Raw genomic sequence first — 25,669 nt, forward strand, 5'->3', positions numbered from 1 at the left:
TTGACGTCGCGCTGCGGTAGGATCTGGCGACCTTGATCGGCGTCTCGAAGTTCGCCCCGCGGGTCCCTGCGACTCAGTTCGCGGCGTCCGGCCGCCCGGCTCGACCGCGCCGCGGAATCGGCGCTGCGCTCGTCGCCTTCGGGATTCTCGTCCTCGCCCCGTCGCTCGCGGCGTCGGCGCCCCGCTCTTCCCCACCGGAGCACTCCGCGGCACGACTCGGATCCCCCGCCCTGCGCGTCTTCCGCGATCTCGACGGCCTGCCGCAAAACACCGTCCACGCCATCGCCGTCGACCGGCTCGGCCGGCTCTGGGTCGGCACGCAGGACGGGGCAGCCACTTACGACGGGCGGCGCTGGACGTCGGTCGACCTGCCCCAGCGCCACGAGACGAATCACGTCCGCGCGCTCCTCGCGGCCGCCGACGGAAGCCTCTGGTTCGGCACCCAGGCCGGCGGGCTCGCGCACCTGATCGAGGGGCGCTGGGAGACGTTCGCGGCCGGCCCCGGCGGGCTGCCCGCCTCGCGAGTCAACGCCCTCGCCGAAGTTGCCGCGGCCGGCGGCGGCACCGAGATCTGGGTCGCCACCCATGGCGGCCTGGCCTGCCGTCACGGGAGCGACTGGCGGGTCTACGGCACGGCGGACGGCCTGCCGAACGAGAGGGTCTGGGTGGTCGGAGCCACGACCGATGCCGCCGGAGCCGTCACCATCTGGGCCGGAACCGAGGACGGGCTCGCGCGGATGGCTCCGGGCTCCGCTCGCTTCGTCGCCGAACCCGGCTTTCCCACCGGCTCGTCGGTCAACAGCCTGCTCGAGACGACCGAAGCCGACGGCCGACGTCGGCTCTGGGCCGGGACCTACGGCAGCGGACTCTACAGCCTGGTCGACGGCGGGTGGCGTCGCTTCACGCGCGCCGAGGGGATGCCGAACGACTTCGTCACCTCGCTCGCTCCGGCGCTCGAGAGCGACGGCCCGGCAAGCGCCGTCTGGGTCGGGACGGACGGCGGCGGTGCGGTACGCGTCGGCGCGCACGTGCTCGACCGCGTCGACTCGGCTTCCGGGATCTCCTCCGACGCGGTCTACGCCGTCCTCGAGACTCCCGCCGACCAGGGCGCTCACGCACTCTGGATCGGCACGCGCAACGGCGGGTTGGTCCGCCTGACCCCGGGCCGCTGGCGCAGCTTCGCCTACGGCAGCGACCACAACTCGCCGGTCAACGCCATCGTCGAGACCGACGATCCCGCGGGGCGACCGGTCTACTGGCTCGGCACCGACGGCGACGGCCTGCATCGCCTCGACGGCGGCAACTGGACCGTCTTCGACGCGCGACCGGACCAGCTCCCGAACGACAGCGTCCAGTGCCTCCTCGCCACGCGGAATCGAGCGGGGCGGGAGGAGCTCTGGGTCGGCACCCGCAACGGCGGTCTCGCGCTGCGCACGGGCGACCGCTGGAAGGTCTTCGACGTCGCCGCCGGAGCGTTGCCCAACAACCTCGTCCACGCCCTGCTCGAGACGACCGAGGACGACGGCGAGACGGCGCTCTGGATCGGCACGCGCGGCGGCCTCACCCGGCGCCGCGGCGAGACCTTCGCCAACGTGCCGCTCACCGGTGGCCCGGCCGACCCGCGCGTCCAGGCCCTCTTCGCCACGCGTTCGGTGACCGGCCGGCGGGTGTTGTGGGTCGGCACCACCGGCGGCCTCGGGAGGCTCGAGGCCGGGAGCTGGCGCTGGTGGGGACATGCCGAAGGGCTGCCGAATCCGGTGGTCCAGGCACTGCACCGCTCGCACCATCCGGCCGGCGGCGACCACCTGTGGATCGGCACCGACGGCGGCGGCGTGGCGTTGCTCGATCTCGCCGTCGAAGACACGCCGCTCCAGCGCCTCGATCGCGACACCCTCGCCGGCCTGCCCAACGAGGTGATCTACCAGATCCTCGAGGACGGCAGCGGGCGGATCTACCTGCTCACCAACCGCGGCGTCGCCCGCCTGACGCCGACGACGCCGACCACGCACGACGACCTGCGCTTCGACGTCGAGACCTTCAACCACGAGGACGGGCTGCCGCTCAACCAGGGCAATCGTGGAGCCGGCCTGGTCGACCGGCTGGGCCGGATCTGGGTGGGCACCGTCGGCGGCGCCGCCATCCTCGACCCGCGGCTCGAGGCGCCGGATCGCGCCAGCAAGCCGATGCTGCTCAGCGGCACGCTGCCGGAAAGCGGCCGGGCCATCCGCGACGGCGAACGACTCGCTCACGACGAGGCGCACCTCATCTTCGACTTCGCGCTCCTCTCCTTCTTCCGGGAGGGCGAGACGCGCTATCGCTCGCAGATGGTCGGCCTCGAGGCGGCACCGAGCTCGTGGAGCGCCGACAGCGACCGCGAATTCACCCGGCTGCCGAAGGGGGACTACCGCTTCCGCGTCTGGGGCCGTGACTACGCCGGCAACGTGACCGGTCCGCGCGAGATCGGGCTGCACGTCGATCCCGCGCCGTGGGAGACCGGCTGGGCCTACCTGCTCGCCGCGGCCACCGTCCTGGCGCTGCTCGCTGCGCTCGTGCGCACCCGCCTGCGTGCCCTCGCCCGGCGCGAGCGCGACCTCTCGGCCAAGGTCGACGCGCGCACACGGCAGTTGCGCGAAGCCAACGATCTGTTGATCGAGCTCTCCTACGTCGACGCCCTGACCGCGATCGCCAACCGACGGCGTTTCGACGAAGTCCTCGAGCTCGAGTGGCGGCGCGCCGTCCGCTCCCAGGCCCCGCTCGCCCTGGTGATGATCGACATCGACAGCTTCAAGAGCTACAACGACGCCTACGGTCACCAGAAGGGCGACAGCTGCCTGCGCTCGGTCGCCGCCGCCCTCGCCGACGGGCTGGTCCGCGCCGGCGACATGGTCGGTCGCTACGGCGGCGAGGAGTTCGGCGTCATCCTCCCCGGCACCGACCTGCTCGGCGCGGCGCGAGTGGCCGAGGCGCTGCGCGCCCGGGTCGAGCAGATGGGAATCGAGCACCGGGCCTCGAGCGTCCGGCCGTCGGTGACGATCAGCTGCGGCGTCACCTCGCTCCTGCCCGAGCCCGAGACCGACCCGCGCGAGCTGCTGCACCGTGCCGACCTCGCCCTCTACCGCGCCAAGCAACGCGGGCGCAATCGCGTGGCGACCGAGCCGGAGCTGCCGAGCGGCGAGCGCCGGCCCCCGAGCTCGACCGGTATCCCGATTCCGCGCGGCTGATCGGCGTGCAGCCCCTCACCCCGGGCGGGGCGGAGCGACGGTAGACTCCTCGCCCGGTCGCCCTGCGGCCGCCCGCGCCCGAGGAGGTTCCACATGTCCGTGTCACGCCCTGCCGCTCCAGCCATCCTGCTCACGTCTCTCGCCTGGTGCGCCGGTCTCGCCGCCTTCTCCGGACCGCTGCGGGCCGGTGTCCCACCCGCGCCGCCGGTGCGCCTCGAGGCGGCCCTGCTCGAACGATTCGCCGCCGAGAGTCACAGCGCGCGTCTGGGCACACCGGTCGTCGACGCGTTGACGCGGCAGGAGCGAGCTCGGGTGCTGATCGCCCTCGACCCGGCGCTCGCCGCCGACGGACGCCTCGCGGCGCGCTCGGCCGCGCTCCTGCGCACCTTGCCGGCCTCGGGATTCGAGGTGCGGCGGCAGTTCGAGCGGGTGCCGGGCGTGGCCCTCGAGATCTCCGCACCCGCCCTGGCGGCCCTGCTCGACGATCCGGCGGTGTTGCGCGTCGACCTCGACGCCGGCGGCAAGGCGGCGCTCGCCCAGGCGGTGCCGCTGGTGCACGCCGACCTCGTCCAGGCGAGCGGAATCACCGGAGCTGGGGCGACGGTGGCGATTCTCGACACCGGAATCGACGCCACGCACGTCGACCTGACCGGCGCGCTCGACGGCGAAGCCTGCTTCTGCTCCACCGCCGACAACGTCGGCTGCTGCCCGGGCGGTGGCGAGACCCGCAGCGGACCGGGGAGCGCGGTCGACGACAACGGCCACGGCACCCACGTGGCCGGCATCGTCACCGGCAACGGCGGCGTGGCGCCGCGCGGCGTCGCCCCCGGCGCCCGCGTGGTGGCGGTCAAGGTGCTCGACGCCACCGGCTCCTTCTGCTGCAGCTCCGACGTCGTCGCCGCGCTCGACTGGATCGCGGCCAACCGTCCGGACGTCGACGCGGTGAACCTGAGCCTCGGCACCAACGCCCTGTTCCCGGGCGACTGCGACTCGGCGACCGCCTACACGCTGCTCTTCTCCGCCGCGGTCGCCCAGTTGCGAGCCCAGGGGATCGCCGTCGTCGCCGCCAGTGGCAACCAGGGCTCGGGCAGTCTGATGACGGCACCGGCTTGCGTCCACGACGTCCTGTCCGTCGGCGCCACCTGGGACGCCAATGTCGGCTACCAGGGGACGATGTGCCTGCCTCCACCCGACGGACCGGGACCGGACACCACCACGTCGGCCGGCAAGATCGCCTGCTTCAGCAACACCGACGCGAGCCTCGACCTCGTCGCGCCGGGCGCCCCGATCGACTCGACCCAGCGCGGCGGCGGAGTGATCACCTACTACGGCACCTCGATGGCGGCGCCGATGGCCGCCGGCTGTGCTGCCCTGCTGCGCGAGGCCTACCCGGGCACGCCCGCCGCGGTGATCGAGGCCGCCTTGCGTTCGAGCCCCTCGCAGTCGACCGATTCGACGAACGGCCTCTCGTTCCCGCTGCTCGACTGCCAGCGTGCGCTCGCCGTCGTTCAACTCAGCAACACGACGGCCTGCGTGCGCGACAGCCATACCGCCTGCCTGCTTGCCGGTCGCTACGAGGTCAAGGTGACCTGGCGCACGGCGAGCGCCACCGGCGACGCCACGGTGATGAGCTTCGGCGGCCAGCGCACCGAGTCGGACCAGTCGGTTTTCTACTACTTCTTCAACGCCGAGAACTTCGAGATGGGCGTGAAGATGGTCGATGCCTGCTCGGCCTTCGGCAAGCACTGGGTCTTCGCCTCCGGGCTGACGAACCAGGCCTACACCATCACCGTGCGGGACACCCAGACCGGGACCATCAAGACCTACTCCAACCCGCTCGGCACCTACCCGCAGACGGTAGGCGACACCGCCGCGCTACCCTGTCCCTGAGCCAGCGCTGCGCGCTCACCGAACGTAAGATCCGACGAGGGCGCGGCCCTGCCGCGCCCTGCGCCGACCCGAGGAGGCTCGACCATGACGTTCTACCCCTTCCGCCGGACGACTGTCGCTTTCGTCACCGTCTGCGGCCTGGCGGCGCTCGCGCCCCTCGCCGCCCAGCCGCTCGTCGAGGTGGCGAGCGAGACGGCGGCGATGGCGCTCGATCAGCGCGCCGCCGAGGCCCCGCCGATGCGCCTGGCCGATGCCCTGCTCACCGCCCCGACCACCACCTTGACGGCGGCGCGATCGGCGGCGATCGACCAGCTTGCCGCGCTGCGTGCGTGGAACGCCGCCGGGCATCTGCCGGTGCGCACCGGCTTCGTCCGACCGCTGCCGGCGAGCGAGCGGGTGACGCTCGACGCGGCGCTGCTGGCACGCCAGGAGCCCGTCGAACGCGCCGGCGGTTGGGCTGGACCGACGCCGCGCGGCGACCTCGCCTGGGGCACCTGGGTGCGCGTCGACGAGGCCGAGGAGCTCCGCCTGCACCTTGCCGAGGTGAACCTGCCGGAAGGCAGCCGTCTCTGGGTGTGGGGCAGCGACGGCGAGGCGCGGGCGTTCGGCCTCGAGCTGCGCGACGAGCACGGGGATCTGTGGACGCCGAGCGTCTCCGGCTCCGAGCTCTTCCTCGAGGTCGCCCTTCCTGCCGGGTCCCTGGCCCGGGAGGCGAGGCCCGGGTTCGTCGTGCGCGACGTGGCCGAGAGCTTCGCCCTGAACGCCGACGGATCGGTCGCCGGCAGCCTGACGCCGCGCCTCGGCGAGTGCATCGTCGACGCCACCTGCACCACCGCCGCGACCTTCCCCGCCATCGAGAGCGTGCGCAGCGCCATCGCGCAACTCCAGTTCGTCTCGGGGGCCAGCACGTACGTGTGCAGCGGCCAGCTGATCAACGACACGGTGACCTCGACCGTCGTCCCCTACCTGCTGACCGCTCGGCACTGCATCAACACCTCGTCCGAGGCGGCGAGCCTCCAGGCCCGGTGGGACGTGCGTCCGGCGAGCTGCGGCGGAGCCACCCCGGGGAGCTTCCCGATGAGCAACGGGGCGACGCTTCTGGTGTCGGGGGCGAGCTCCGACGTGACCCTCCTGCAGCTGGCGAGCTTCCCGGGAACGCGCACGCTGCTCGGCTGGACGACGCTCGCGCCGGCCGACGGCACGACGCTGCACCGGATCTCGCACCCCTACGTCAACAGCAGTCTCTATCCGCAGTCGTACTCGCGCACCACCGTGTCGACGAGCTTCCCGGCCTGCTCCGACGCACTGCGACCGACCCACATCTACTCGATGACGAATCTCGGCGGCACCTTCGGCGGCAGCTCCGGCTCGGCGCTGCTGCAGTCCGACGGCAAGATCGTCGGCCAGCTCCACGGAGGGTGTCCGGCCGAGGGTCACGACGGTAGCAACGGGTGCGATTACGCCAATGCCGAGGCCGACGGCGCCTTTGCCCAGTCCTACTCGGTGCTGCAGCCGTACCTGAGCCCTTCGGCGAGTGGACCGTGCGTCCCCGACGCGACGACGCTCTGCATCGACCGCACCAGCGGCGACAAGCGTTTCAAGGTGACCGTGACCTTCTCGACCGTGCAGAGCGGCGGCCTCTCCGGCAGCGCCAGGGCGATCGCCCTCACCTCGCTCGGCGTCACCAAGGGCGGTCTCTTCTGGTTCTTCGGCGCCGACAACCCCGAGCTGCTCATCAAGGTCCTCGACGGCTGCACCCTCAACAGCCGCTTCTGGGTCTACCTCACGGCCGGGACGAACGTCGGCTTCACCGTCCAGGTCACCGACACGGTCACCGGGGCGATCCGGGTCTACACGAACAACGACCTGACGCCGCACGTGCCGGTGCAGGACACGACCGTGGGTCTCCCATGCAGCTGAGCCGCACGCTCCTCCTGCTCGCCCTGGCGACCGCACCCGCCGCCGCCGAGGAGGCGGTCGACGGACGCATCGCCAACGGCACGCTCGATTTCGCCCACCCGGCGGTCGGCGCGGTGCGCGGCACCTCCGGCACGCTCTGCAGCGCCGTGCTCGTCGGCTGCCGCACGGCACTCACCGCCGCGCACTGCTTCTGCAAGGACCCCGGCACCGGGGTGCCGCTGACGGCGAGCGAGTGCGCCGCCCAGCCGGCCCTCACCTCACCCACCGGTCGCACGCTCTGGTTCCAGCATGGCGGTGAGCTGCCGATCGTCAAGATCGACATCGCACCGGACTTCGCCTTCGGCAGCCGCAGCGACCTCGCCCTCCTCCACCTCGGCGGACCGGTCGAAGGAGTGGCCCCGCTGCCGCTGCGCTCGGGCACCGCGCCAGCGGCCGGGACGACCGCGACGCTCGTCGGCTTCGGCCGCGCCGGCGGTGCCGTCGACGACCGGGGCCTCAAGCGCACCGGGCGGGCGACGCTCGCCACCTGCTCGGCGGTCTCCGGCAGCACGAACTTCTGCTGGCGCTTCGCCGACCCGCTGCCCGCTGCGGGCCTCGCCTCGAACGCCTGCGATGGCGACGGCGGCGGGCCGCTGCTCGTCGACGCCGCCGGGACGACGACCGTCGCCGGAATCGTCTCCGGCGGCACCTCGGCCGGTTGCCTGCCGCCGGACGAAGGTTGGGCGAGCGATGTCGCGACGGACGCGGCATGGCTCGCGGCCCAGGCCGGCAGCGATCTCGGTGCGAGCGGCTGCGGCGGTCTCGCCCCGGTCGGCACCGTCGGCGCGACCGTGGCAAGCGCCAGCGGCGACCTCTCCGGCACGACGCCGGAGGTTCGCTCGAGCGTCGTCGTGCCGGCCGGCGCAGCCCGTTTGCGCGTGGCGGTCAACGGCGACGAGGTCGGGCGCACGGCGACCTCGACCGACTTCGACCTCTACCTCCAGGTCGGGACACAGCCGACGACCTCGAGCTTCGCCTGCCGCAGCAACGCCGGCAGCGTCTTCGAGACCTGCGACGTCCTCGCGCCGGCCGCCGGCACGTGGAATCTCCTGCTCACGCGGGACGCCGGCGCCGGCAACTATCAGGTCACCGCCACGACCTTCAACAAGGTCACCACGACCTGCACCCCGGGCGACAAGACCCTCTGCGTCGACGACACCGCGGCCGACCAGCGCTTCAAGGTGCAGGTCGACTACTTCTCGACGCGCAACGGCGGCTTCGCCGGCCAGGGACACGCGATCGCCCTCTCCAGCCTCGGCGTGACGCGCGGCGGTCTCTTCTGGTTCTTCGGTGCCGAAAACCCGGAGCTCCTCGTCAAGGTGCTCAACGGCTGCGGGCTGAACAACCGCTTCTGGATCTACATGACGGCGGGAACCGACGTGGGGTACGCGGTGATCGTCACCGACACCAGGACGGGGATCTCGCGCGTCTACCGCAACACCGACGGCAGCCCGGCGCTGCCGGTGCAGGACGTCGACGCGCTGCCCTGTTCGTAGGCCGAGTCAGGCGGCGGGAGAACGCTTCCGCCGCCGTCCGATCGCCCAGGCCGTCGCCAGACCGAGCAGGGCGGTCGCCGTGATCGCCCCGCCGACGACGAATCCGGTCGGCCGGTAGAACAGCTCGACTTCGCTCGCCCCGGCCGGCAACTCCACCGCCAGGAAGGCGTGATCGCCGAAGGCGAGCGGCAAGTCGCGCCCCGCCGAGCGCGCATGCCAACCTTTCCACGCCGCGAGCGTGACGATCGCCCAGGCGGGTTGGTCCAGGCTCGCCGAGAGCCGGTAGCCGGCCCCATCCGCCCGGAGGGTCAGCCGGCCGGTCCCGTTCGGCTCCTCGGCCGGTGCCGAAGTCAGTGCCGAAGCCGGTGTAACACTGCGCCGCGGATCGTCGATCCAGGCGAGTGCCGAAAAATCCCGCGTCTCCCGCATCTCGCGCACGGTCACCGCACCATCGTGGGTGTAGCGCACGCGCGCCGGCAGGAAGGCGCGCTCGAGCGCCTCGCGATTCCGCCAGAGGCGCGAGGCATGGCCGGTGGCGACGAGCTCCCATCCGGCGGCGCCACCGAAGCTCTCGGAGGTCACCGCGTAGCGCACGTTGAGCAGATCGAGCAGCGGCGCCTCGAGGTCGTCGACGCGGTTGAACCAGACGGGGATCGGTACGCTCCACAGCGGGTGGAGCTCGAGCAGCCGGCGCAGCGTGAGCGCTTGATAGCCACGCGGATCCTCGAGGCCGTAGTGCGTGGCCGTGGCCGGCAACAGGCCGTAGCCGTGCCCGACCACCCGGTACGGTGTGGACTCGGCGCCGAGTCGATCGAGCGGGGCCACTCGCGGGTAGAAGGCGTCGGCCGAGTGGATCGGGAAGAGACCCCCGATCTCGATCCGGCGCTGACTGACGAGGAGCACCAACGCAAGTCCAGCGACGTGCCCCGCCCGGGACCCGCGACGGTTCGTCCAGGCGGCGACACCGAGCAGGAGCGGTGCGAGAACGAGAACCGCTCCACGAAGGGCGGCACCGCGCGCGGAGAAGCCCGAGGCGACGAGCGCGGGGCCCACCGTGGCGACGACGAGCGCGAGCGCTAGAGCCGATCCACCGGCGAGCAGACCGAGCCGCCGGTCCGGACGCTCGAGCCACTCGGCGAGCCCGAGCGCCGCCAGGCCGACGAGACCGAAGCCGCCGACGAAGAAGAGGCGTTCGTTGAGCGAGATGTCGAAGAGCGGCACCTTGGCGATCGCCTCGGAGATCCCGGGAGCTTGGACGCCGGCGGCCAGGCCGACGACGGCGAAGGCCGCGAAAGCGAAACGACGCGGCTCGCGACGCCGCGCCAGACCGAGAAGAGCGAGCGGCAGCAGGACACTCCCGACATACGAGGTCCCCGGCATCCGCCAGGAGGGAGGGACCGGCGGCTCGACCTCCCCCGGAACACCGAAGGCGAATGGCACGGCGCTCGCCGCGAGATGCTGGAGCGCATCGGGCCAAGGCACGCTCCGCGCCACCACGCCCGCCGCAGCCTTGCGCCAAGCGTGCTCGAAGGTCTGCGGCAACGCTTCGAGGATCGGCAGGAGCGCGACCGCCGAGAGCGCCAGCGCCAGCGCTCCCCCGGCCACTCCGGAGACGGCGACGGCACCGGGTCGGACCGGACGCGCGACCAGCCACTCGATCGCCGCCCACACCGCGCCGAAGAGCACGAGATGGACACCGGTCTCCGGATGGCCGGCGAGCAGCGGACAGGCGAGCGAAACCGCGAGCAGCAGGGCCGACTTCGTTCCGGGGGCGCGCACCACCCGGCGGCCGCCGAGCAGCACGAGCGGCAGCCAGCCGACCGCCACCCCCATTGGCCAGTGGATCCAGAAGGCGACGAAGCTCGAGAAGGCCCAACCGGCGGCGCCGAGGAGCGCGGGTCTCTCCCCGAGGCCGAGGTCGGCGAAGAAGAGCCAGGCCCCGAGCGCCGCGACGAAGAAGGCGAACGCCGTCTGCAGCGTCAGGAAGACCGGGAACGGCAGCCACACCGTCAGCGGCACGAGCGGGTAGAAGGGCGCCGCCTGGGCCGTGCCGGCGAGCAGATCGCCACAGAGCATCGACGGGTTCCACAACGGCCACTCGCCAGCGCGCCAGGCCCGGTGCACGGCGTGTCGCCACGGGGCGATCTGCGAGGTGATGTCGGTGAAGATCCCGGGCGCGGTGGACGCCACGCCGAACTCGCCGCGCGCCGCCTGGAGCGGCTCGACGTTCCAGCCGATGTCGGCCGGCGCGTAGGCCGTGTCCCGCAGCATGGCGCCGCCGGTGAAGAGGAGGGGCAAGAGGAGTAGGACGCAGCGCGACTTTCGCGGCAGTCTCGTGACTCCACGATGCACACCCATCAAGAGCGCGAACGCAAGCAGCAGATACGGCGGCAGTGACTGCACAGATACCTCAAGAAGGAGCTAGTCCATGAGCGGCCCAATATCGCCGCCGAGCTTTTCATTCTTGCGATACCCGGGCTCGGTTTCGGCGAAAGCAACCTGAACTGGTTCTGGACTCTCCCTTGCGGACTCCGGGTTCAACGCACACCAGATAGACGAACTTCGCATCAAGAAATAACCTGAACCGCCTGCAGCCAAGGTCGCGAGGCGGCCACTGAAGACCCGCAACACGGTGCAGGCTTCTTTCCGGGTCGAGAGGAAGGCACCCTGTGGCAACATGTTAGGAGACGAGAGTAGTCAGGGTGCAACGTTCGGTACCGCTTCGTCGAAGCAGCACATTTCCACCGGCCCTATGGTGTGGGCGATTCTCCGCATGGTGGACGAAAGCCTCAAGCAGCTGAGGTCGAGCTTCAGAGAGTTCTGCTCTTGGATCGACCGTTCGTGTTTCCTTCGATTCGAATTCCTAGCTCGCCACCACTGATGGAGCTCCCCAGAACTTGCAGTGAACGCCGTCTGGTTGAGGAGTTCAGCCACGACCTGCAGATTCGCTGATTCGTGGGCAAGGGCCTTGACCAGAATGTCTGGGCACCGATCGGCCTCGCCAAGGGCTACGCCCGACTGCTCAGCGGCGACATCGCATCGCGACTCCTGGGCGAAATCCTCGGGCTGTCGTGGAGAAGTAGACCTCTGTCTGACAAGCGCTTCACGGTCGGCAACACGATGATCGAGGCGTGCGCTGAGGGCAAGTGCTTCCGACCCAAGCACGGCAAGCCGCTGGAGTGACCGAATGGCGACTCCCGCGGCGAGAAGCGCTCGAACTCGACGCATACCACGACCGCGGGCCCGGACTCGCGGCGCTACCGACGGACTTTCCCTCGTGAGTTGACGCTCTGCCTCCTCGGGCACGTCGTCATGAAGAATCGAAAGGACCTCGCCGTGGTCCGGAGCCTGACAGTGTCTTTCGGCTACGCGGAGAGGGCCCCAGCCGTCGCTTTGATCGAACCTATTCAACGTGGCGAATTCTCCATCCTCGGAGCCTACGAAGGCGAGTACTCGGCGATCCTGGTCACCGCGTTGCAGCAGATCAGAGTCAACCCGCACGGGTCGCAGACTGGCACCGTAGCGCGCAATGCCATCGGCCCGCGAAGGGCTTGGCATGTCTGGTCCAAAATCAGCGAAGTGCCGCGGCCGAAGATTTGGAAGAGTGCCGGCCTCGCTTGAGCGTGTCGCTAGGCAATGAAAGATGAGAGTTCGAGGGCAGGCTCGCATCAAATGGGCGTTATCGTTCGCGCTTGGGGCCCTGGACCTCGATCGAGAGCGCGATCTGGCGGCTACCACGTGCCCACCCACGACATGAGAGACCAGCGGCATTGCTCTGCGGGACGAGATGTGGCTGGGCTATCTCAGCCGTCACAACTGCTCTTTCGGCATCCGCTTGTCGTCCCGCCAGGGTTTCTCAGCAGCATCCTAGGGCGTCAGGCCGGTCACGATGATGTACTGACCATCTCCTCCTGACGAACAGACGGCGTCCTTGGTTGCAGAGTAGAGCAAATTCGTCCACTCGACTCGAAATGGCATCCACCTGCTCGACGGGTAGTTCCCAGGAAGGCACCGAATGGTAGAGAAGAGCTCAGGGGGATTGCCAGCGAGGGGGCCCGTAGCGCTGGCCGTCACCGATCGATAGCGGAAGCCAGCGCCAGGATTGGTCGGATTCCCTGAGTTGCATGATCCACAGCCGGCCCCCGGGTTGTTCTCGCACACCGAGGTGCTCCAAAGCTCCCATCCGGTTCCAACACTTGTCAGCTTGGGATTTACTTCCTGGAAGCTGACATAGTCCGGTACGAAGTTGAACTGTCCATTCGCAGACACGGACTTCCACTGGCCGGAACTCCAGATGTCCACCCTATCCCAAGTGGGACTCGAGCAGCTTGATGTAGCGTGGCTCGTGAGATGAACGCGGATGGCGCCGAGTCCAGAATAGCCAGTTCTGCAGTTCCCCAGGTTCAGGCAATCCGAGCAAGAAGGGAAGCCAGCCGGAACATGTTGCCCCGGCGAGAGTTCGATGAAACCCCACCAGTAGTGCTCGCCACCGATCATCGAGTAGCGAAGGCTCGCAGCCGAGACATTCACGCCGGCGAGCGTCTTGAAGAGAGTGCGCCAAGTCCAGGTCGTCCCGTTTGTCGAACAACCCATTAGGATTTCGTTGAAGTTGGCGGCGCCACAGCTCTTGCTCGCGGTCATATAGTAGGTGCCAGCGTCTGTGAAGACGTTGGGGCCGCCATAGAAGTAGTTCGGATCTTGTGACGTACCCGCAGGAAGTACCTCGGTCTTGGCCGAGAGGTCGAATGCCGTCGTCAGACCAGCCCAGGTATTTGGATGTTGTAGAAGGAAGATCCGATCCCACGGCGGTTGTGGCAGGCAGATGTCGTCGTCCCCCTGCACGAAAAGAAGGTACTGGCTCCCGTTGAGACTGCTTGTACCAGATGGAGAGTAGTAGGAAGTCTTCGGTCGCCCGTTCGAACAAGTGCCAGAACCTCGAACTATGGCTTGGCCGCCCGCGGTCTCGGTCTCGTATCCCGACGGCCCGAATGGGCACTGTGCCGCAGCGATCCCGAGTGAAACGCTGGACTGAGCGATAGCTACCAGTCCGGCAAGAACCAATACGGTTCCCTTTTTCATTACTTGATCTCCTTTGTCGGCCAACCGCTTCACTTGATCGCCCGAAAACTGGCACTTGCTTCAGATAGTCGACCAGGGGGCGAACTCGCTCATCATGCCGATAGGCGGCCAGGCAGTCAAACGTGGGGGCAGGAGTGAACGGCGCTACCAGGGACAGACCTCTTGGCCACTCAGGCGACCGGGAACCCACGAGACCGGAACGCCGATCGGCTCCGAGATTCTCAACCGCGCTCTCTGGAACGACACCTCCCGCTCTTCGGCCACGAGCCCAGCAAACTGGATTCAAGGGGCTCTCCTCCCCAATCTCGAGCCACTAGGTCTGCGACTTTTCGGAGTCAAGGTCGCCGTGCTGAAAAGCCAACCTGCCTGTGGTCTAGCTCTCGGCGGGGGAGTCCCCGAAGCCAGGTCGGGCGCTCGAGAGCTGCCGAGGGGCCCGTGGCTAGTGATGCCAGAAACCGCAACTTATACTCTTGCTTCGAATGCAAACTCTTCACGTCGAGATGAGTCTTCTCGCCAGCGCCGCGTGCGTCTTGTTGGCCTCGGTCAGCATCGCCGGAGCACTGTCCAGGCTTCTCCATCGAACATTGCGAGCCCGCGAGGTGGTGCCTGCAATACTTCTGGCGCTTCTCGTTGCGTTGCCCTGCTTGCTTTCGTTTCGACTATTCGCCCCGACGGTCTCCTTGGGGAGCATCCTCCCGGGAATTCCGCCATCGACGGCGGCGGACCAGCACGACCACCAACGCAACGACGCTGTCTTGCAGTTCCTCCCCTGGGAGCTCGAGGTCCGTCGGGCGTTTCGACAAGGGCACCTGCCGTTGTGGTCGGACGCGCTCGGAGGAGGGTCCGATCTCTGGTCGAATCTGCAGGCGCAGACGCTGTCGCCGATCGCCTGGCTCGCACGTCCCTTGCCCATCCAGCACTTTCTCCTGGCCGAGGAGATGGCGAAGGTCACTCTCGGCTTCCTCGGGGCGATCGTCCTGGCGACGGTGCTCGGAATCCGCCGACCCTGGAGCCTGTTCGGCGCGGCCTCCTTCGCGTTGGGAGGCGCGGTATCGCCGTGGGTCGTCTTCCCTCACTCGAGCGCAGTCGTCTGGGCCCCTTGGGTCTCCGCAGGAATCGTCGTCCTGACGCGCCGAGCGCATCGTTCGGCCATCGTCGCCACCGCGCTGGCGACAGCCGCCCTGATGCTCGGGGGACACCCCGAGGTCGCGGTCTCCGGGGTCGCTCTCGCGGCGATTCTCGGCGTCTCGCTGCAGCGGCGTCGGCGCGGCCTACTCCGCTCGCTTGCCGCTCCGGCGCTGGCTGGAATTCTCGGCTGTCTGCTGGCCTCCGTGCAGTGGATCCCGCTCGTCGCCACGGCGCAAGGCTCGCAGCGCGCCAACGACCAGCGGCAGGAAACCGTGCAGGCGACGGGATGGTTCGAAGGGGACCATCAACGGTATCTCTCCGGACTTCTTCATCCCCACCCGGATCTCGACGGAGCCGTTTCGCCGAACCCGCTGTCTGGAGCTCGCCCCGGCTGGTCGTACCCGGCCACCGTCTACCTCGGCATCAGCGGCCTCTTCGGACTCTCACTGCTCGCGACGCGGCGCCCTCCCCGGCGGTTCTGGCCGCTCCTTGCTTTCGGTGGGCTCACCCTGCTGGGTCTTGCAGATTTCGCGCCGCTCGAGACGATGCTTCGCTCGACCCCCGGGCTGCGTCTCGTCGAAGACAGTCGATTCGTGCCGGTCGGCTTGCTGGCCCTCTCGGTCTGCTCCGCCTTCGGCCTGCAACAGGTCGTTCGCTTGGAGAGCCGCCGGCGACACGCTCTCGCGCTCGGAGCTACCGCGACGGCGTCGACGCTCGCGGGGCCTCCTGGATTCGTCCTGGCGGGTTGGGCTGGCCTCGCGGCCGCGACCACCCGGCCGGGCCGAGGAAGCCGCGGGTGGATCGCTGTGGTCGCCGTCGTCGACCTCGTCGGTTTCGCCTGGTTCAACCAGCCGCGCGGTCGTCCAGGAGAGTTCTATTCAGGATCCCCTCTCATGGATCGCCTGCAGGCCGAGCAAACCGTGCCCGGCGGCCCCTGGCGTGCGGTCGGTCACGACTTCCTCGCCTACCCGGGGGTGCTCTCGGTCTATCGTGTCGAGGACATTCGTCCGCACAATCCTCTGGCCCCTCAGAACCAGCTCGACGTCCTGGGCGCGGCCTTCGGCTATCGACCGACCTCCAACGCCTATTTCAGTGCGGTCCGCCACCTCGAGCACCCTCTGGCCTGCTTTCTCGGAGTCAGATCGATCCTGACCAACCGCTATCTGCCCGCCATCCCCGGCATGGAGCGTATCGACCACGACGAGTCCCCGCCTTTCGTGCTTCTTCGGAACGCATGCGCGCTCCCCCGCTGGTTCTTCCCGGCCGCGGTCGAGCGTGTCGAGCGGCAGAGGATCCTCGGTTGGATCACTGCCATGCGAGATCCGTGGACCGTGGCGATGGAACCCGACGCCTCGGTACCCATCGAGCTCAATCCGCGCCGAGATCCTGTCCACATCGAGACGACACGGCCGGGCTACGCCCGGCTCGCCTTCGCGCCCGCGCCAGAGGCGAGCCTGCTCGCCAGCTCCATTCCAGCTGCGGCAGGCTGGCGAGCCTTTGCGAACGAGCAGCGACTCGCCACGGTCACGGTCAACGGCGCCTTCCTCGGAGTCGTCGTGCCCCGCGACGTGGATCGCGTCGAGGTTCGATTCGAACCTCCGGGGTTCCGCTGGGGAGCTGCGCTCGCGACGGTCGCCGCAGCCTGCCTCCTGGCGATCGCTTTCGGACGACGCGGAGGTCGCCGTGTCCACGCGGGCTAGTCGGGCAAGCACCGCGGCGACCGCCTTGCTATGGACGCTCGCCTTGGCTCAAGGGATGGCGGTCTGCTGGCAGGTCCTCGTCGTCCGCGATGCCGGTCGGTACGCGCGAACCCACGCCATGCCGCCCGACCAGTGGATTCTCGGAGGAGTCGACGCCGTCGCCTTCGAAGCGCTCCTGGGAGAAGCGACCCGTCGCAGCGCGCCGTCCGCACGACTGCTGCTGGCGCCGCCATCCGATCTCGGTGGAGCCCGGGAACACCTCCTGCTTTGGGCGCTCTATCTCTACCCAACCTTCTCCTGGACGCTGACGACGGAGTCGACGCTGGAACCCGGCTCGGGAGACCTCCTCGTCGCCTGGCGCCGCCCTTTCGACGACCCCAGATTCGAACCGGTATTGATCACTGATTCGGGCGGGCTCTACAGGAGACGCCCGTGAGCCTTCTCGTCGCGCCGGGCCTCGCCCTCTTGCTCGTTCTGATCGGTCGGTCCGTCCACCAGGGGATTGCAGACCTCCCCGACGAGCCTGCGCTTTCGTTCGCCATCGGGCTCCTGTTGCTGCATGTCGGAATGGTCGGGACCTCGCTGCTCGGCATCGGGTGGAGCGCTCTCGCCCCGGTTCTGCCGGCCGGCCTCGCGCTGATTCCGCTTCTCGCCCGCCGGCGCCTCCTCGCGCCGAGGTCCCTCACCAGGAGTCTCGGCTTCGGCGATCTTCTAGCCGCGGCAGCCATCGGTGCCTTCGCCGTCACGGCGCTCGCCGGCTGGAGCACGACGTCCGACTTCATCTACCACTGGGGGCTGAAGGCCAGGCGGTTCGCGCTGACCGACGGAGTGGACTGGGCGTTCCTGTCCCAGCCGGACAACTGGCGCATCCACGTGGACTATCCGACTCTTTGGAACGAAGTGCTGGCCCTCACGATGCGCCTGCAGCAGAGCCTCGAGGAGGGTCCGCTCTTGCTGTGGGGGCCGACGCTTCTCGCGCTCACCGTCGTCGCCGGCAGGGTCGCTCTTACCGCTGCCGGGGCCCGCGGGGCGCGATTTCAGGCGCTTGTGGCGCTCCTCGGTGCCAGCCTCGCGGGCTTCGCCATCCGTCAGCAGATGGCGGGTGCTGCCGATTGGTTCGTCGTGCTCGGGTCGCTCATCGCGGCGCCCGCACTGCTGGCCAGTGCGCCGGATCGATCGAACGACCTGCGTCTAGGGGCCGGAGCCGCACTCGCCGCTGCGGCGAAAGTCGAGGGAGTCGTCGTGGCGGCGCTTTTGGTGGTCGTCTACCTTGCCGGCGACGTTCGTCGCCCCTGGAATGACCGCCTCCGAGGTTGGTCCCTCGCCGCCGTGCCGGCGGCGTTCTCGACGCTCGCCTGGCTACTCCTCAACCACCACTTCGCGCTCCGCGGCATGACGACCTTCGGCGCGCCAGAGCTCGCCCGGGGGCCGGCGATCCTCCGGACCTCACTGTTCGTGGCCAGCCTGGGCTCCTGGCAGGGGATGCCGCTCGTTCTTCTCGGTCTGCCGTGGATTCTGCTGTCGCGCCGGAGCCGCCGCCTCGGCTGGGTTCTCGTCGCCCAGCTTGCGTTCTATGCTCTCGTCTACTTCGCAGCGAAGACCGACCCGACCTACTACATCCTCTCGACCTTGCCACGGCTCCTCGTCAACCTGATCCCGCTCGCCCTGATCGGCCTCGTGGCTTTCCTTAGCGAGCGGCTCGAAGCGCGGACAACTGCCATTCGGCACGAGCCATGACGTCGACATCAGCTCGCGATCGGCTGATCGATCGTCTTCTCGGTGACCGGCTCACATCCCCTGGGCGGGTCAGTCGCTCGATCCACGGCGAGGACGAGATGCTGCTCTTCGCCCTCGAGCTCCACGCCGGCGACGCGCTGGCGGCGCACGGCGAGTACTTCGCCACCGGCCTCGCGGTGCTCGACGAGGTCCGTCAACTCGCCGCCTGGCGTTTCGGCTCCCTGGCCAACGTCGGGCGCTTCCTCGACTTCGCCTGTGGGTTCGGCCGGGTGACGCGCCTGCTGCTGCACGACCTCCCGCCGGAACGAATCTGGGCCTCCGACATCTACGCCGACGCCGTGCGCTTCCAGGCGGAACGACTCGGCGTCCACGCCATCGCCTCGGGAGCAGCGCCGGCGGACTTCCGCTGCGACGAGCGCTTCGACTTCATTCTCGTCAGCTCGCTCTTCTCTCATCTGCCGGCCGGCAGCTTCGAGTCGTGGCTGGAGCGGCTCGCCGCGCGGCTCGAGCCCGGCGGTCTCCTCGCCTTCACCGTGCACGATGCCTCGCTGCTGCCCACCGGGGCCGCTCTCGATCCGATGGGGATCGCCTTCGCCCCCGAAAGCGAGAGTCGTTCGCTCGAAGGGGAGCTCTACGGCACGAGCTGGGTGAGCGAGGCGTTCGTCCGGCGCGCCGTCGAAGGGGCCGGCCAGGGACTCTCCTGTCATCGACTGCCGCGTGCCCACGGGCACTACCAGGACCTCTACCTCGTCGTGCGCGATCGTCAGGTCGACTTCACCTCGCTGGCCTTCGACCCGGGGCCGCGCGCCCAACTCGATCGCTGCGTCGTCGAGAAAGGGCCGCAACTCCGGCTCGGCGGCTGGTGCGTCGACGGTCGCGACGGCGAGGCCCCGGAGAGGCTGGAGATCCGCCTCGGCGACCGCGAGCCGCTCGTGCACCGGCGCTTCCTGCGCCGCGTCGACACGCCGGAGGTTCACGGATGGGAGGTCGAGCTTCCGCTGGCCGGCGTGGACGACCCCGCCCGCGAGCCGCTGCTGCTCGTCGCCTGCAATCGCGGCGGAGCGGCGACCGTGCTGCACGCCGGTTCGCTCGGCAGCGCCGCGCTGCGCTTCGAGCGCCTGCGTGCACAGCATCTCTCCGACTGCCTCGCGGCCACCGGCTTCGAAGTCGGACGCCTCGGCTGGGAGCTCGAGGTGGCGCAGAACCGCCTGGCAGCGGCTCATGCCAGCCGTTTCTGGAAGCTGCGAGACGCCTGGTTCGCGATGAAACGGGCCACCGGGCTCAGCGACGAGCCCTGACCGACCTTCAGCTCGCGGGCTTCGTGTCGCTCTTCGGCGCGGAGCTCTCGGACTTCGATTCGCTCGCCGGCGTCGCGGCGGAGCTCTCACCCTTCGACTCGGCGGCTGCCGACTCCTTCTTCTCCGCACCCTCGCCCGACGGACGGTTCCCGGCATTCTTGCCCGCGTAGTCGGTGACGTACCAACCCGAGCCCTTGAACTGGAAGGAAGGCGCCGACAGGAGCTTGCGGAGCGATCCGCCGCACCGCGGGCAGAGCGTCGCCGGCGGGTCGTCGAACCGCTGGATCAGCTCGCTGCGTTCGCCGCAGGACTCGCACTGGTACTCGTAGATCGGCATGGCGGATTCAACCTTCCCTTTCCATTCGCATTCGGATCTTGATGACGCCCCCCTCCTCCCCCTCGCTGCGCCGGACGAGGTTGAGGACCGAGTAGGCGTAGAGCAGCTTGCCGTTTTCCGCCGGCGAAAGCGGTCCCTGCGTGCAGAGCTCGAAGACGCTGCGCCGGCCGTTGACCATCGACAGCAACTGGAACTCGCGCTCGTCGAGCGCGATCTCCACCAGGTCCTCGACGCGATAGCAGGGCGAGAACAGCGTCTCCTTGCGCCCGAGCTTGGCGATCAGCGTCTTGGCGTTCGGCGCGCGGCGGATCCCCTGGACGATCACCTGGCGCATCGGCACGAGGATCCGCACGGCCTCGTGCGGTGCTGCCTCGCCGATGCTGAACGCCACCACCCCCTCCTCCCAGGAGAAGAGGCTCCAGACGATCGCCTCGGCCTGCTCGCGGATCGCCCGGTAGACCGCCGCGGGGGAAAGGACGCCGCGCTCGACCAGCAGCTCGCCGAGTCGCCGGGCGGTGGCGCCGCGCTGGCGCGAGGCGGCCTCGAGGTCCTCCGGCGGGACGCGTCCGGAGCGCCGCAGGAACGAGCCGAGCGAATCCTCGCGATCGGACGACGCGGCGTGAACGACGTCGCCGTCCTTGATCCAGACCCGCTTGACGATCTCGCCCCGACTCGCTTCGATCACGCCGGCGATGCGCGTCCGGTAGATCGTGTGGAGCATCTCCGGCAGCGCCGTCTCCTTCAGGTCGCCACGGTATTGGTAGGTGCGTTCCATCGGAGGCCGGGGTCGCGTTCGTCGTCAGGCGAGCTGGGCTCGCGCGTCGGGTAGGCTGCTGGATTATAGGACGGAGGATCGCGGCATGCTGCTGACTCCCGAGGAAGGCTGGCGACGGCTCGAGTCGCATCTCGCACCGCTCCCGGCCGAATGGGTCCCGCGCCGAGCGGCACGCGGCCTGGTGCTCGCCGCGCCGCTCGCCACGCTCACCGACCTGCCGCCCACCGACGTCTCGGCGATGGACGGCTACGCCTTCGCCGGCGAGGTCGTCGCCGGCGACGAACGCCGCGTCGACGGGCGCGTCGCGGCGGGGGACCGGCCGGGGCAGCTCCTCGCCGAGGGCGGAGCGCTGCGCATCATGACCGGCGCCCCGGTACCGCTCGACGCCGACCGCATCGCCCCGTTCGAGTGGACCGACCGCGGACGCGAGACGGTGCGCTTCGCTCGCGCGGTGCCGCGAGGCGAATCGATCCGGCGTCAGGCCGAGGTCTGTCGGGCCGGCGAGCCGCTCCTCGCCGCCGGTCAGGTGCTGACCCCCGGCGTGCTCTCGCTCCTCGCGTCCCAGGGATACGAACGGGTGCCCGCTCCTCGGCGACCCTCGGTCGCGATCCTCGCCACGGGCGACGAGGTCGTCGCTCCCGAAGCCGTTCCCGCCCCGGGCCAGCTGCGCGACTCGCACAGTGACTTCCTGCTGGCGGTGCTCGACGCCCTCGGCGTCCCGGCGGTTTCGCTCGGCATCTCGCGCGACGACCCCGAGGAGCTCGCGGCACGGGTCGCCAACGGTCTCGAGCACGATCTGCTGCTGCTCTGCGGCGGCGTCTCGGCCGGCGAGCTGGACCTCGTCGGACAGGCGCTCGAGCGTGCCGGTTGCGAGACGATCTTCGACGGCTTGGCGATGCAGCCCGGCAAGCCCCTCGTCGTGGCGCGCCACGCCCGGGGCCTGGCTTTTGGACTGCCCGGCAATCCCGGCTCGGCGATGGTCGCCTGGTGGCTCTTCGTCCGCCCGGCGCTTCGCCGCCTGCTCGGCCACGCGGACCGCTTCTGGTCCGGGTCACTCGCCGCCATAGCCGGCGAACCGATCCCCCGGGGCAAGAACCGCGACCGGTTCTTGCCCGCCCGGCTGCGGCGAACCGACGGGGGTCTGGTTGCCACCCTCGTCCCGTCCCGTGGCTCGCACGACCTCCCCTCCTACGCGGCCGCCGAAGCGCTGCTGCGGATCGCTCCGGGCGTCGACGCCACCCCGGTCGGCGGGATCTGCGACATCCTGCCGCTCCCGGGCGCCGAGTCCGGCCGGGACCGGTGAGAGCACCGGAGCGCCGCCCGAATTGGCGACTCGGGCAGTCGGCGATTCATTCCCCTGGATGTGGAGAATCAACAGCCCGGATCCCGCCGCCTCCCGTCGCTCCTCGCCACTTACCGAGCCCAAAGCCGCAGCATTAAACCTAGTCACGTCAGCTACTTCGATCGCCGCTCCCGGAGCATCCCAAACGCCTTCTCTGGCATGGATCTCGCAGCGCTCGCCATTCCGTTCTCTCGTATTCCGGTCCCGCCCGATGGCCGTGGTGTCCGACCGGAGGCAACAGTGGCAGTCGAATCGAAACGGTCATAGCATCGCGGGCCTGTCGTTCTGGTTTGTCGTTGCGCCCACCGAAGTCGTTTCGGAGGCGCGTTCCATCCAACCGAAGGGAGGAGTACTGATGGACAAGAGAGCGTTGTGGAGAGTCGGACTCTCCGTCTTCGCGATCGCCCTGGTGGCGTTTGCGTTGGCGGCTCCGGCGAGCGCGCAGGAGCAGGTCGGCTCGATCGCCGGCAAGGTCCTCGACTCGGCGAACGAGGCGCTTCCTGGCGCGACCGTCGAGGCCACGCAGGCCGGCGGTGCCAAGCTGACCGCGATCACCGGGCCGAACGGCGAGTTCCGCTTCCCCCGCGTGCCTCCGGGCCGCTACACCGTCAGCGCCAAGCTCGAGGGCCTGAGCCCGGCCGAGCCGCAGAACGTGGTCGTCACCCTCGGACAGGCCGCCACCCTGAGCTTCACGCTCGGCGTCGGCGTGGTCTCGGAGACGATCAGCGTGGTCGGCGAGGCGGGACAGATCGACGTCAAGGGCTCCTCGACGTCGGCCTCGATCACCTCCGAAGACATCGAGATGCTGCCCAAGGGGCGTGACTTCACCTCGGTCGCCACCCTGGCGGCAGGCGTGAGCCAGGAAGGCTTCGCCGGCGGTCTCTCGATCGACGGCGCTTCGGGCTCCGAGAACCGCTTCGTCATCGACGGCGTCGACACCACCGACGGCTTCGACGGCACCTCGGGCCAGAACCTGATCACCGACTTCGTCGAAGAGGTTCAGGTCAAGTCGGCCGGTTACGCGGCCGAGTTCGGCGGTTCGGTCGGCGGCGTCATCAACGCCGTGACCAAGAGCGGCTCGAACGACTTCAAGGGCTTCGTCGGTCTCTACTACGGCGACCGCGGCTGGGACGGCAAGGAACGCAAGACGGTTCGCAACACCTGCCCGGCGGCCCCAGCTGGCTCCCCGCCGAACTGCTCGGACAGTCAGCTCTATGTCAGCTACCCCGAGGAGGACATCACCCGCACCGAGCCGAACTTCGGTATCGGTGGCCCGATCGTCAAGGACAAAGCCTGGTTCTACGTCGGCTACGACCACCTCGAGACCGAGACGACTCGCACCCCGCTCGGCTGGTCCAGGTCGTACACCCAGTCCGACACCCGCGAGTACTACCTGATCAACCTCAAGGGCAACGTCGGCTCGCAGTTCCTCTACAAGTTGTCCGGCAACTTCGCACCGCGCAAGCTCGACAACATCCTTCCTGCGCGCGACGGCTCGACGTTTGCGAGAGACAAGAGCGCCTTCAACATCGACGACAAGTTCCCGACTTCGAGCTATTCGTTCTACGCCGACTGGATTCCGAGCAACAGCTTCTATCTCTCGGGCCGCATCGGCAGCTACGACACGGATCAGAAGACATCGGGGACCTTCCCCAGCGGCCAGATCCTCTTCCGCAACCGGGCGTATCCGGCGGATCCGACGAACTTCCCGGCTGGCTGGCTCAACGTGCCGTCGGTCACCGGCGCGATCACGGACGAATACAAGCGCGAGGCGGCTTCGCTCGACAGCAACTTCTTCTTCGAGGCGGCCGGTAGCCACGCCATCAAGGGCGGCGTGCAGTACGAGAAGCTGAAGAACACCGCCGACACTGGTGAGCAGGTGAACCTCTACACGTTCCGCTGGGGCCTGCCGGATCGCTTCGGCGCCGGCGTCCAAGGCACCCAGGGATCACTGGGAGTCCGCCGGTTCTACAGCCTCGGCGCCGCAGCCAGCAAGAACCTCGGCATCTACCTGCAGGACAGCTGGTCGGTCATGCCGAACCTGACTCTCAACATCGGCATCCGATCCGAGAAGGAAGAGGTCCCGAACTACAGCGCCGCCGTGAATGGCGCCAAGAACGCTTGGGAGTTCGGCTTCGGCGACAAGATCGCCCCGCGGCTCGGTTTCGCGTGGGACGTCTTCTCGGACCAGAAGCTGAAGGTCTACGGCAGCTGGGGTTACTACTACGATATCAGCAAGCTGAACATCCGCGGCTCGTTTGGCGGTGACCAGTGGATCGAGTACCTCTGGCCAGTCAACACGCTCGATTGGCAGGGACTCCTCGCCTCTGGCAACTGCACCAACTCGATCAACGACGCGAACGTGAACCCCTGCCCGGGCCTCGGCGCGCCGGCGGCCACCCTCGACCTCCGCTACCCGGCCGACCCGAACGATCCGCTCTTCGGCGTGGACCCGGACCTCAAGCCGTTCCAGCAGGAGGAGTACCAGATCGGCGCCGACTACCAGCTCACCAAGACCTCGGTCGTCGGCTTCCGCTACGTCAACAAGAACGTCCTCCACGCCATCGAGGACATGGGCTTCTTCTACTGCTTCTCGCCGACGAACTGCATCGAGGGTTACAACATCGGTAACCCGGGCGAAGGCGTCGGTGGTCAGGATCCGGAGGGTGTCGTCCCGGCCCAGCCGAAAGCCAAGCGCGAGTACCAGGCGATCGAGCTCTCCTGGAACCGCCGCTTCGCCAACAACTGGTCGGCGCACGTTGCCTACACCTACAGCGAGCTCAAGGGCAACTACCCCGGTCTCGCCTCCTCGGACGAATTCGGTCGTACCAGCCCGAACACCAACCGGCTGTTCGACTACGTCCACAACTCGTACGACCGGTTCGGCAAGGCCGTGTACGGCAAGCTCAACACCGACCGCCCGCACCAGGTCGACGCGCAGTTCATCTACCAGTTCGGCTGGGGCACGTCGGTTGGACTGAACCAGTACTACGGCTCGGGCACGCCGATCTCGACGCAGGTCAACTACGCGGGCGTGCCGTTCTTCGCCTTCGGCCGCGGCGACAAGGGCCGCACCGACGCCCTCACGCAGACCGACCTGATGGTCTCCCATCCGTTCAAGTTCGGGGACTACACGGTCGAGCTCAGCCTGAACGTCCTCAACCTGTTCGACGAGGACACGGCCGTTCTCATCGACCCGAACCTGACGAACGGCGACCTCTGCACGGCCTATGCGAGCGCCGGTTGCGATCGGAGCCAGGACTGGTTCTTCGGCCACACGCCGCTTTCGACCGGCGGCCTGAATCCGACGCAGAACAACCCGTACTACCTGAAGCCGGGCGTTGCGGGCTCAGCGACTACGGCCGATGTCTTCCAGACCCGCCGCACCATCCGCGCCGGTCTGAAGTTCACCTTCTAGACCTGCGCGACAGCTGAAGGTGTCGGCTGGCGGGAGCGCTTCGGCGCTCCCGCTTTTTTCTTCTTAGCAGGTCCCTCAAGAGCTCATGTCCGCGGTGACGCCCGCTCGGCCCGAGAACGATGTCCCAGCTCCGCCAGCGCCGTTGCGAAGGGAGCCTCTCTTGCCAGCCCTATCCGCTTGTGGAGGCCCATCTTGGGCACCTGCCCATTGGGCGTCGTCCTCAGCATCAGCCCCGGACTTCGATTGGTCAACCTGAGCAAGCACCAACAGCTTCGACTCACTCAGACGA

At 68.8% G+C, this 25,669-nt stretch carries 15 protein-coding genes; 12 read left to right on the forward strand and 3 right to left on the reverse strand.

Going from position 1 to position 25,669, the window contains the following annotated elements:
• Positions 1-32 precede the first annotated feature (32 nt).
• The 4 genes from IPJ17_20025 to IPJ17_20040 all read left to right on the forward strand — a co-directional run bounded on the left by IPJ17_20025 (position 33) and on the right by IPJ17_20040 (position 8,566).
• Positions 33-3,221 carry a diguanylate cyclase gene (locus IPJ17_20025; GenBank protein ID QQR73728.1) on the forward strand — a complete coding sequence of 1,063 codons (3,189 nt, stop codon included), beginning with the start codon at positions 33-35 and terminating at the stop codon, positions 3,219-3,221.
• A gap of 93 nt (positions 3,222-3,314) precedes the next feature.
• Entirely contained in the window at positions 3,315-5,111 is a 1,797-nt protein-coding gene (locus IPJ17_20030; protein ID QQR73729.1) for a S8 family serine peptidase, read from the forward strand.
• A gap of 84 nt (positions 5,112-5,195) precedes the next feature.
• Positions 5,196-7,031 (forward strand): trypsin-like peptidase domain-containing protein, encoded by a 1,836-nt coding sequence (locus IPJ17_20035; protein QQR73730.1) that lies wholly within the window; start codon positions 5,196-5,198, stop codon positions 7,029-7,031.
• Positions 7,022-8,566 (forward strand): trypsin-like serine protease, encoded by a 1,545-nt coding sequence (locus IPJ17_20040; GenBank protein ID QQR73731.1) that lies wholly within the window; start codon positions 7,022-7,024, stop codon positions 8,564-8,566. Before IPJ17_20035 ends, IPJ17_20040 begins: the two co-directional genes overlap by 10 nt.
• A 6-nt stretch (positions 8,567-8,572) precedes the next feature.
• Here IPJ17_20040 and IPJ17_20045 read toward each other — a convergent pair whose 3' ends face one another.
• Positions 8,573-10,864 carry a hypothetical protein gene (locus IPJ17_20045; GenBank protein ID QQR73732.1) on the reverse strand — a complete coding sequence of 764 codons (2,292 nt, stop codon included), beginning with the start codon at positions 10,862-10,864 and terminating at the stop codon, positions 8,573-8,575.
• 657 nt (positions 10,865-11,521) lie between these two features.
• Here IPJ17_20045 and IPJ17_20050 point away from each other — a divergent pair.
• The 6 genes from IPJ17_20050 to IPJ17_20075 all read left to right on the forward strand — a co-directional run bounded on the left by IPJ17_20050 (position 11,522) and on the right by IPJ17_20075 (position 19,508).
• A complete protein-coding gene (locus tag IPJ17_20050; protein ID QQR73733.1) occupies positions 11,522-11,749 on the forward strand; it encodes a hypothetical protein in 228 nt (75 codons plus the stop codon).
• 129 nt (positions 11,750-11,878) lie between these two features.
• Positions 11,879-12,187, forward strand: coding sequence for a hypothetical protein (locus tag IPJ17_20055; protein QQR73734.1), 309 nt, complete (start codon positions 11,879-11,881; stop codon positions 12,185-12,187).
• Between the two features lie 1,937 nt (positions 12,188-14,124).
• Positions 14,125-16,473, forward strand: coding sequence for a YfhO family protein (locus IPJ17_20060; protein ID QQR73735.1), 2,349 nt, complete (start codon positions 14,125-14,127; stop codon positions 16,471-16,473).
• Entirely contained in the window at positions 16,457-16,909 is a 453-nt protein-coding gene (locus tag IPJ17_20065; GenBank protein QQR73736.1) for a hypothetical protein, read from the forward strand. Before IPJ17_20060 ends, IPJ17_20065 begins: the two co-directional genes overlap by 17 nt.
• Entirely contained in the window at positions 16,906-18,210 is a 1,305-nt protein-coding gene (locus tag IPJ17_20070; GenBank protein ID QQR73737.1) for a hypothetical protein, read from the forward strand. Before IPJ17_20065 ends, IPJ17_20070 begins: the two co-directional genes overlap by 4 nt.
• A complete protein-coding gene (locus IPJ17_20075) occupies positions 18,207-19,508 on the forward strand; it encodes a class I SAM-dependent methyltransferase (protein QQR73738.1) in 1,302 nt (433 codons plus the stop codon). Before IPJ17_20070 ends, IPJ17_20075 begins: the two co-directional genes overlap by 4 nt.
• Positions 19,509-19,515: 7 nt before the next feature.
• Here the strand turns inward: IPJ17_20075 and IPJ17_20080 are convergent, their stop codons facing one another.
• Together IPJ17_20080 and IPJ17_20085 are read right to left on the reverse strand one after the other, a co-directional pair.
• Positions 19,516-19,845 (reverse strand): zinc ribbon domain-containing protein, encoded by a 330-nt coding sequence (locus IPJ17_20080; GenBank protein QQR73739.1) that lies wholly within the window; start codon positions 19,843-19,845, stop codon positions 19,516-19,518.
• A gap of 7 nt (positions 19,846-19,852) precedes the next feature.
• The gene (locus IPJ17_20085; protein QQR73740.1) at positions 19,853-20,620 is read right to left on the reverse strand and encodes a DUF4388 domain-containing protein; all 768 of its coding nucleotides are present in this window, start codon (positions 20,618-20,620) and stop codon (positions 19,853-19,855) included.
• Positions 20,621-20,705: 85 nt separating this feature from the next.
• Here IPJ17_20085 and IPJ17_20090 point away from each other — a divergent pair, with 85 nt between their 5' ends.
• Together IPJ17_20090 and IPJ17_20095 are read left to right on the forward strand one after the other, a co-directional pair.
• Positions 20,706-21,923, forward strand: coding sequence for a molybdopterin molybdotransferase MoeA (locus IPJ17_20090; protein ID QQR73741.1), 1,218 nt, complete (start codon positions 20,706-20,708; stop codon positions 21,921-21,923).
• A gap of 58 nt (positions 21,924-21,981) precedes the next feature.
• Positions 21,982-25,380, forward strand: a complete 3,399-nt coding sequence (locus tag IPJ17_20095) for a TonB-dependent receptor (GenBank protein QQR73742.1) — start codon at positions 21,982-21,984, stop codon at positions 25,378-25,380.
• The last annotated feature ends 289 nt before the right edge of the window (positions 25,381-25,669 follow it).

The sequence above is a fragment of the Holophagales bacterium genome (genome assembly GCA_016699405.1).
In the GTDB taxonomy this organism is placed as follows: Bacteria; Acidobacteriota; Thermoanaerobaculia; order Multivoradales; family JAGPDF01; genus JAAYLR01.

Bases quoted from the DNA above. Each gene is read 5' to 3' on its own strand.
- IPJ17_20085 (QQR73740.1), bottom strand. From the start codon at position 20,620: ATGGAACGCACCTACCAATACCGTGGCGACCTGAAGGAGACGGCGCTG.
- IPJ17_20090 (QQR73741.1), top strand. From the start codon at position 20,706: ATGCTGCTGACTCCCGAGGAAGGCTGGCGACGGCTCGAGTCGCATCTC.
- IPJ17_20075 (QQR73738.1), top strand. From the start codon at position 18,207: ATGACGTCGACATCAGCTCGCGATCGGCTGATCGATCGTCTTCTCGGT.
- IPJ17_20040 (QQR73731.1), top strand. From the start codon at position 7,022: ATGCAGCTGAGCCGCACGCTCCTCCTGCTCGCCCTGGCGACCGCACCC.
- IPJ17_20095 (QQR73742.1), top strand. From the start codon at position 21,982: ATGTGGAGAATCAACAGCCCGGATCCCGCCGCCTCCCGTCGCTCCTCG.
- IPJ17_20060 (QQR73735.1), top strand. From the start codon at position 14,125: ATGCAAACTCTTCACGTCGAGATGAGTCTTCTCGCCAGCGCCGCGTGC.
- IPJ17_20035 (QQR73730.1), top strand. From the start codon at position 5,196: ATGACGTTCTACCCCTTCCGCCGGACGACTGTCGCTTTCGTCACCGTC.
- IPJ17_20055 (QQR73734.1), top strand. From the start codon at position 11,879: ATGAAGAATCGAAAGGACCTCGCCGTGGTCCGGAGCCTGACAGTGTCT.
- IPJ17_20080 (QQR73739.1), bottom strand. From the start codon at position 19,845: ATGCCGATCTACGAGTACCAGTGCGAGTCCTGCGGCGAACGCAGCGAG.
- IPJ17_20030 (QQR73729.1), top strand. From the start codon at position 3,315: ATGTCCGTGTCACGCCCTGCCGCTCCAGCCATCCTGCTCACGTCTCTC.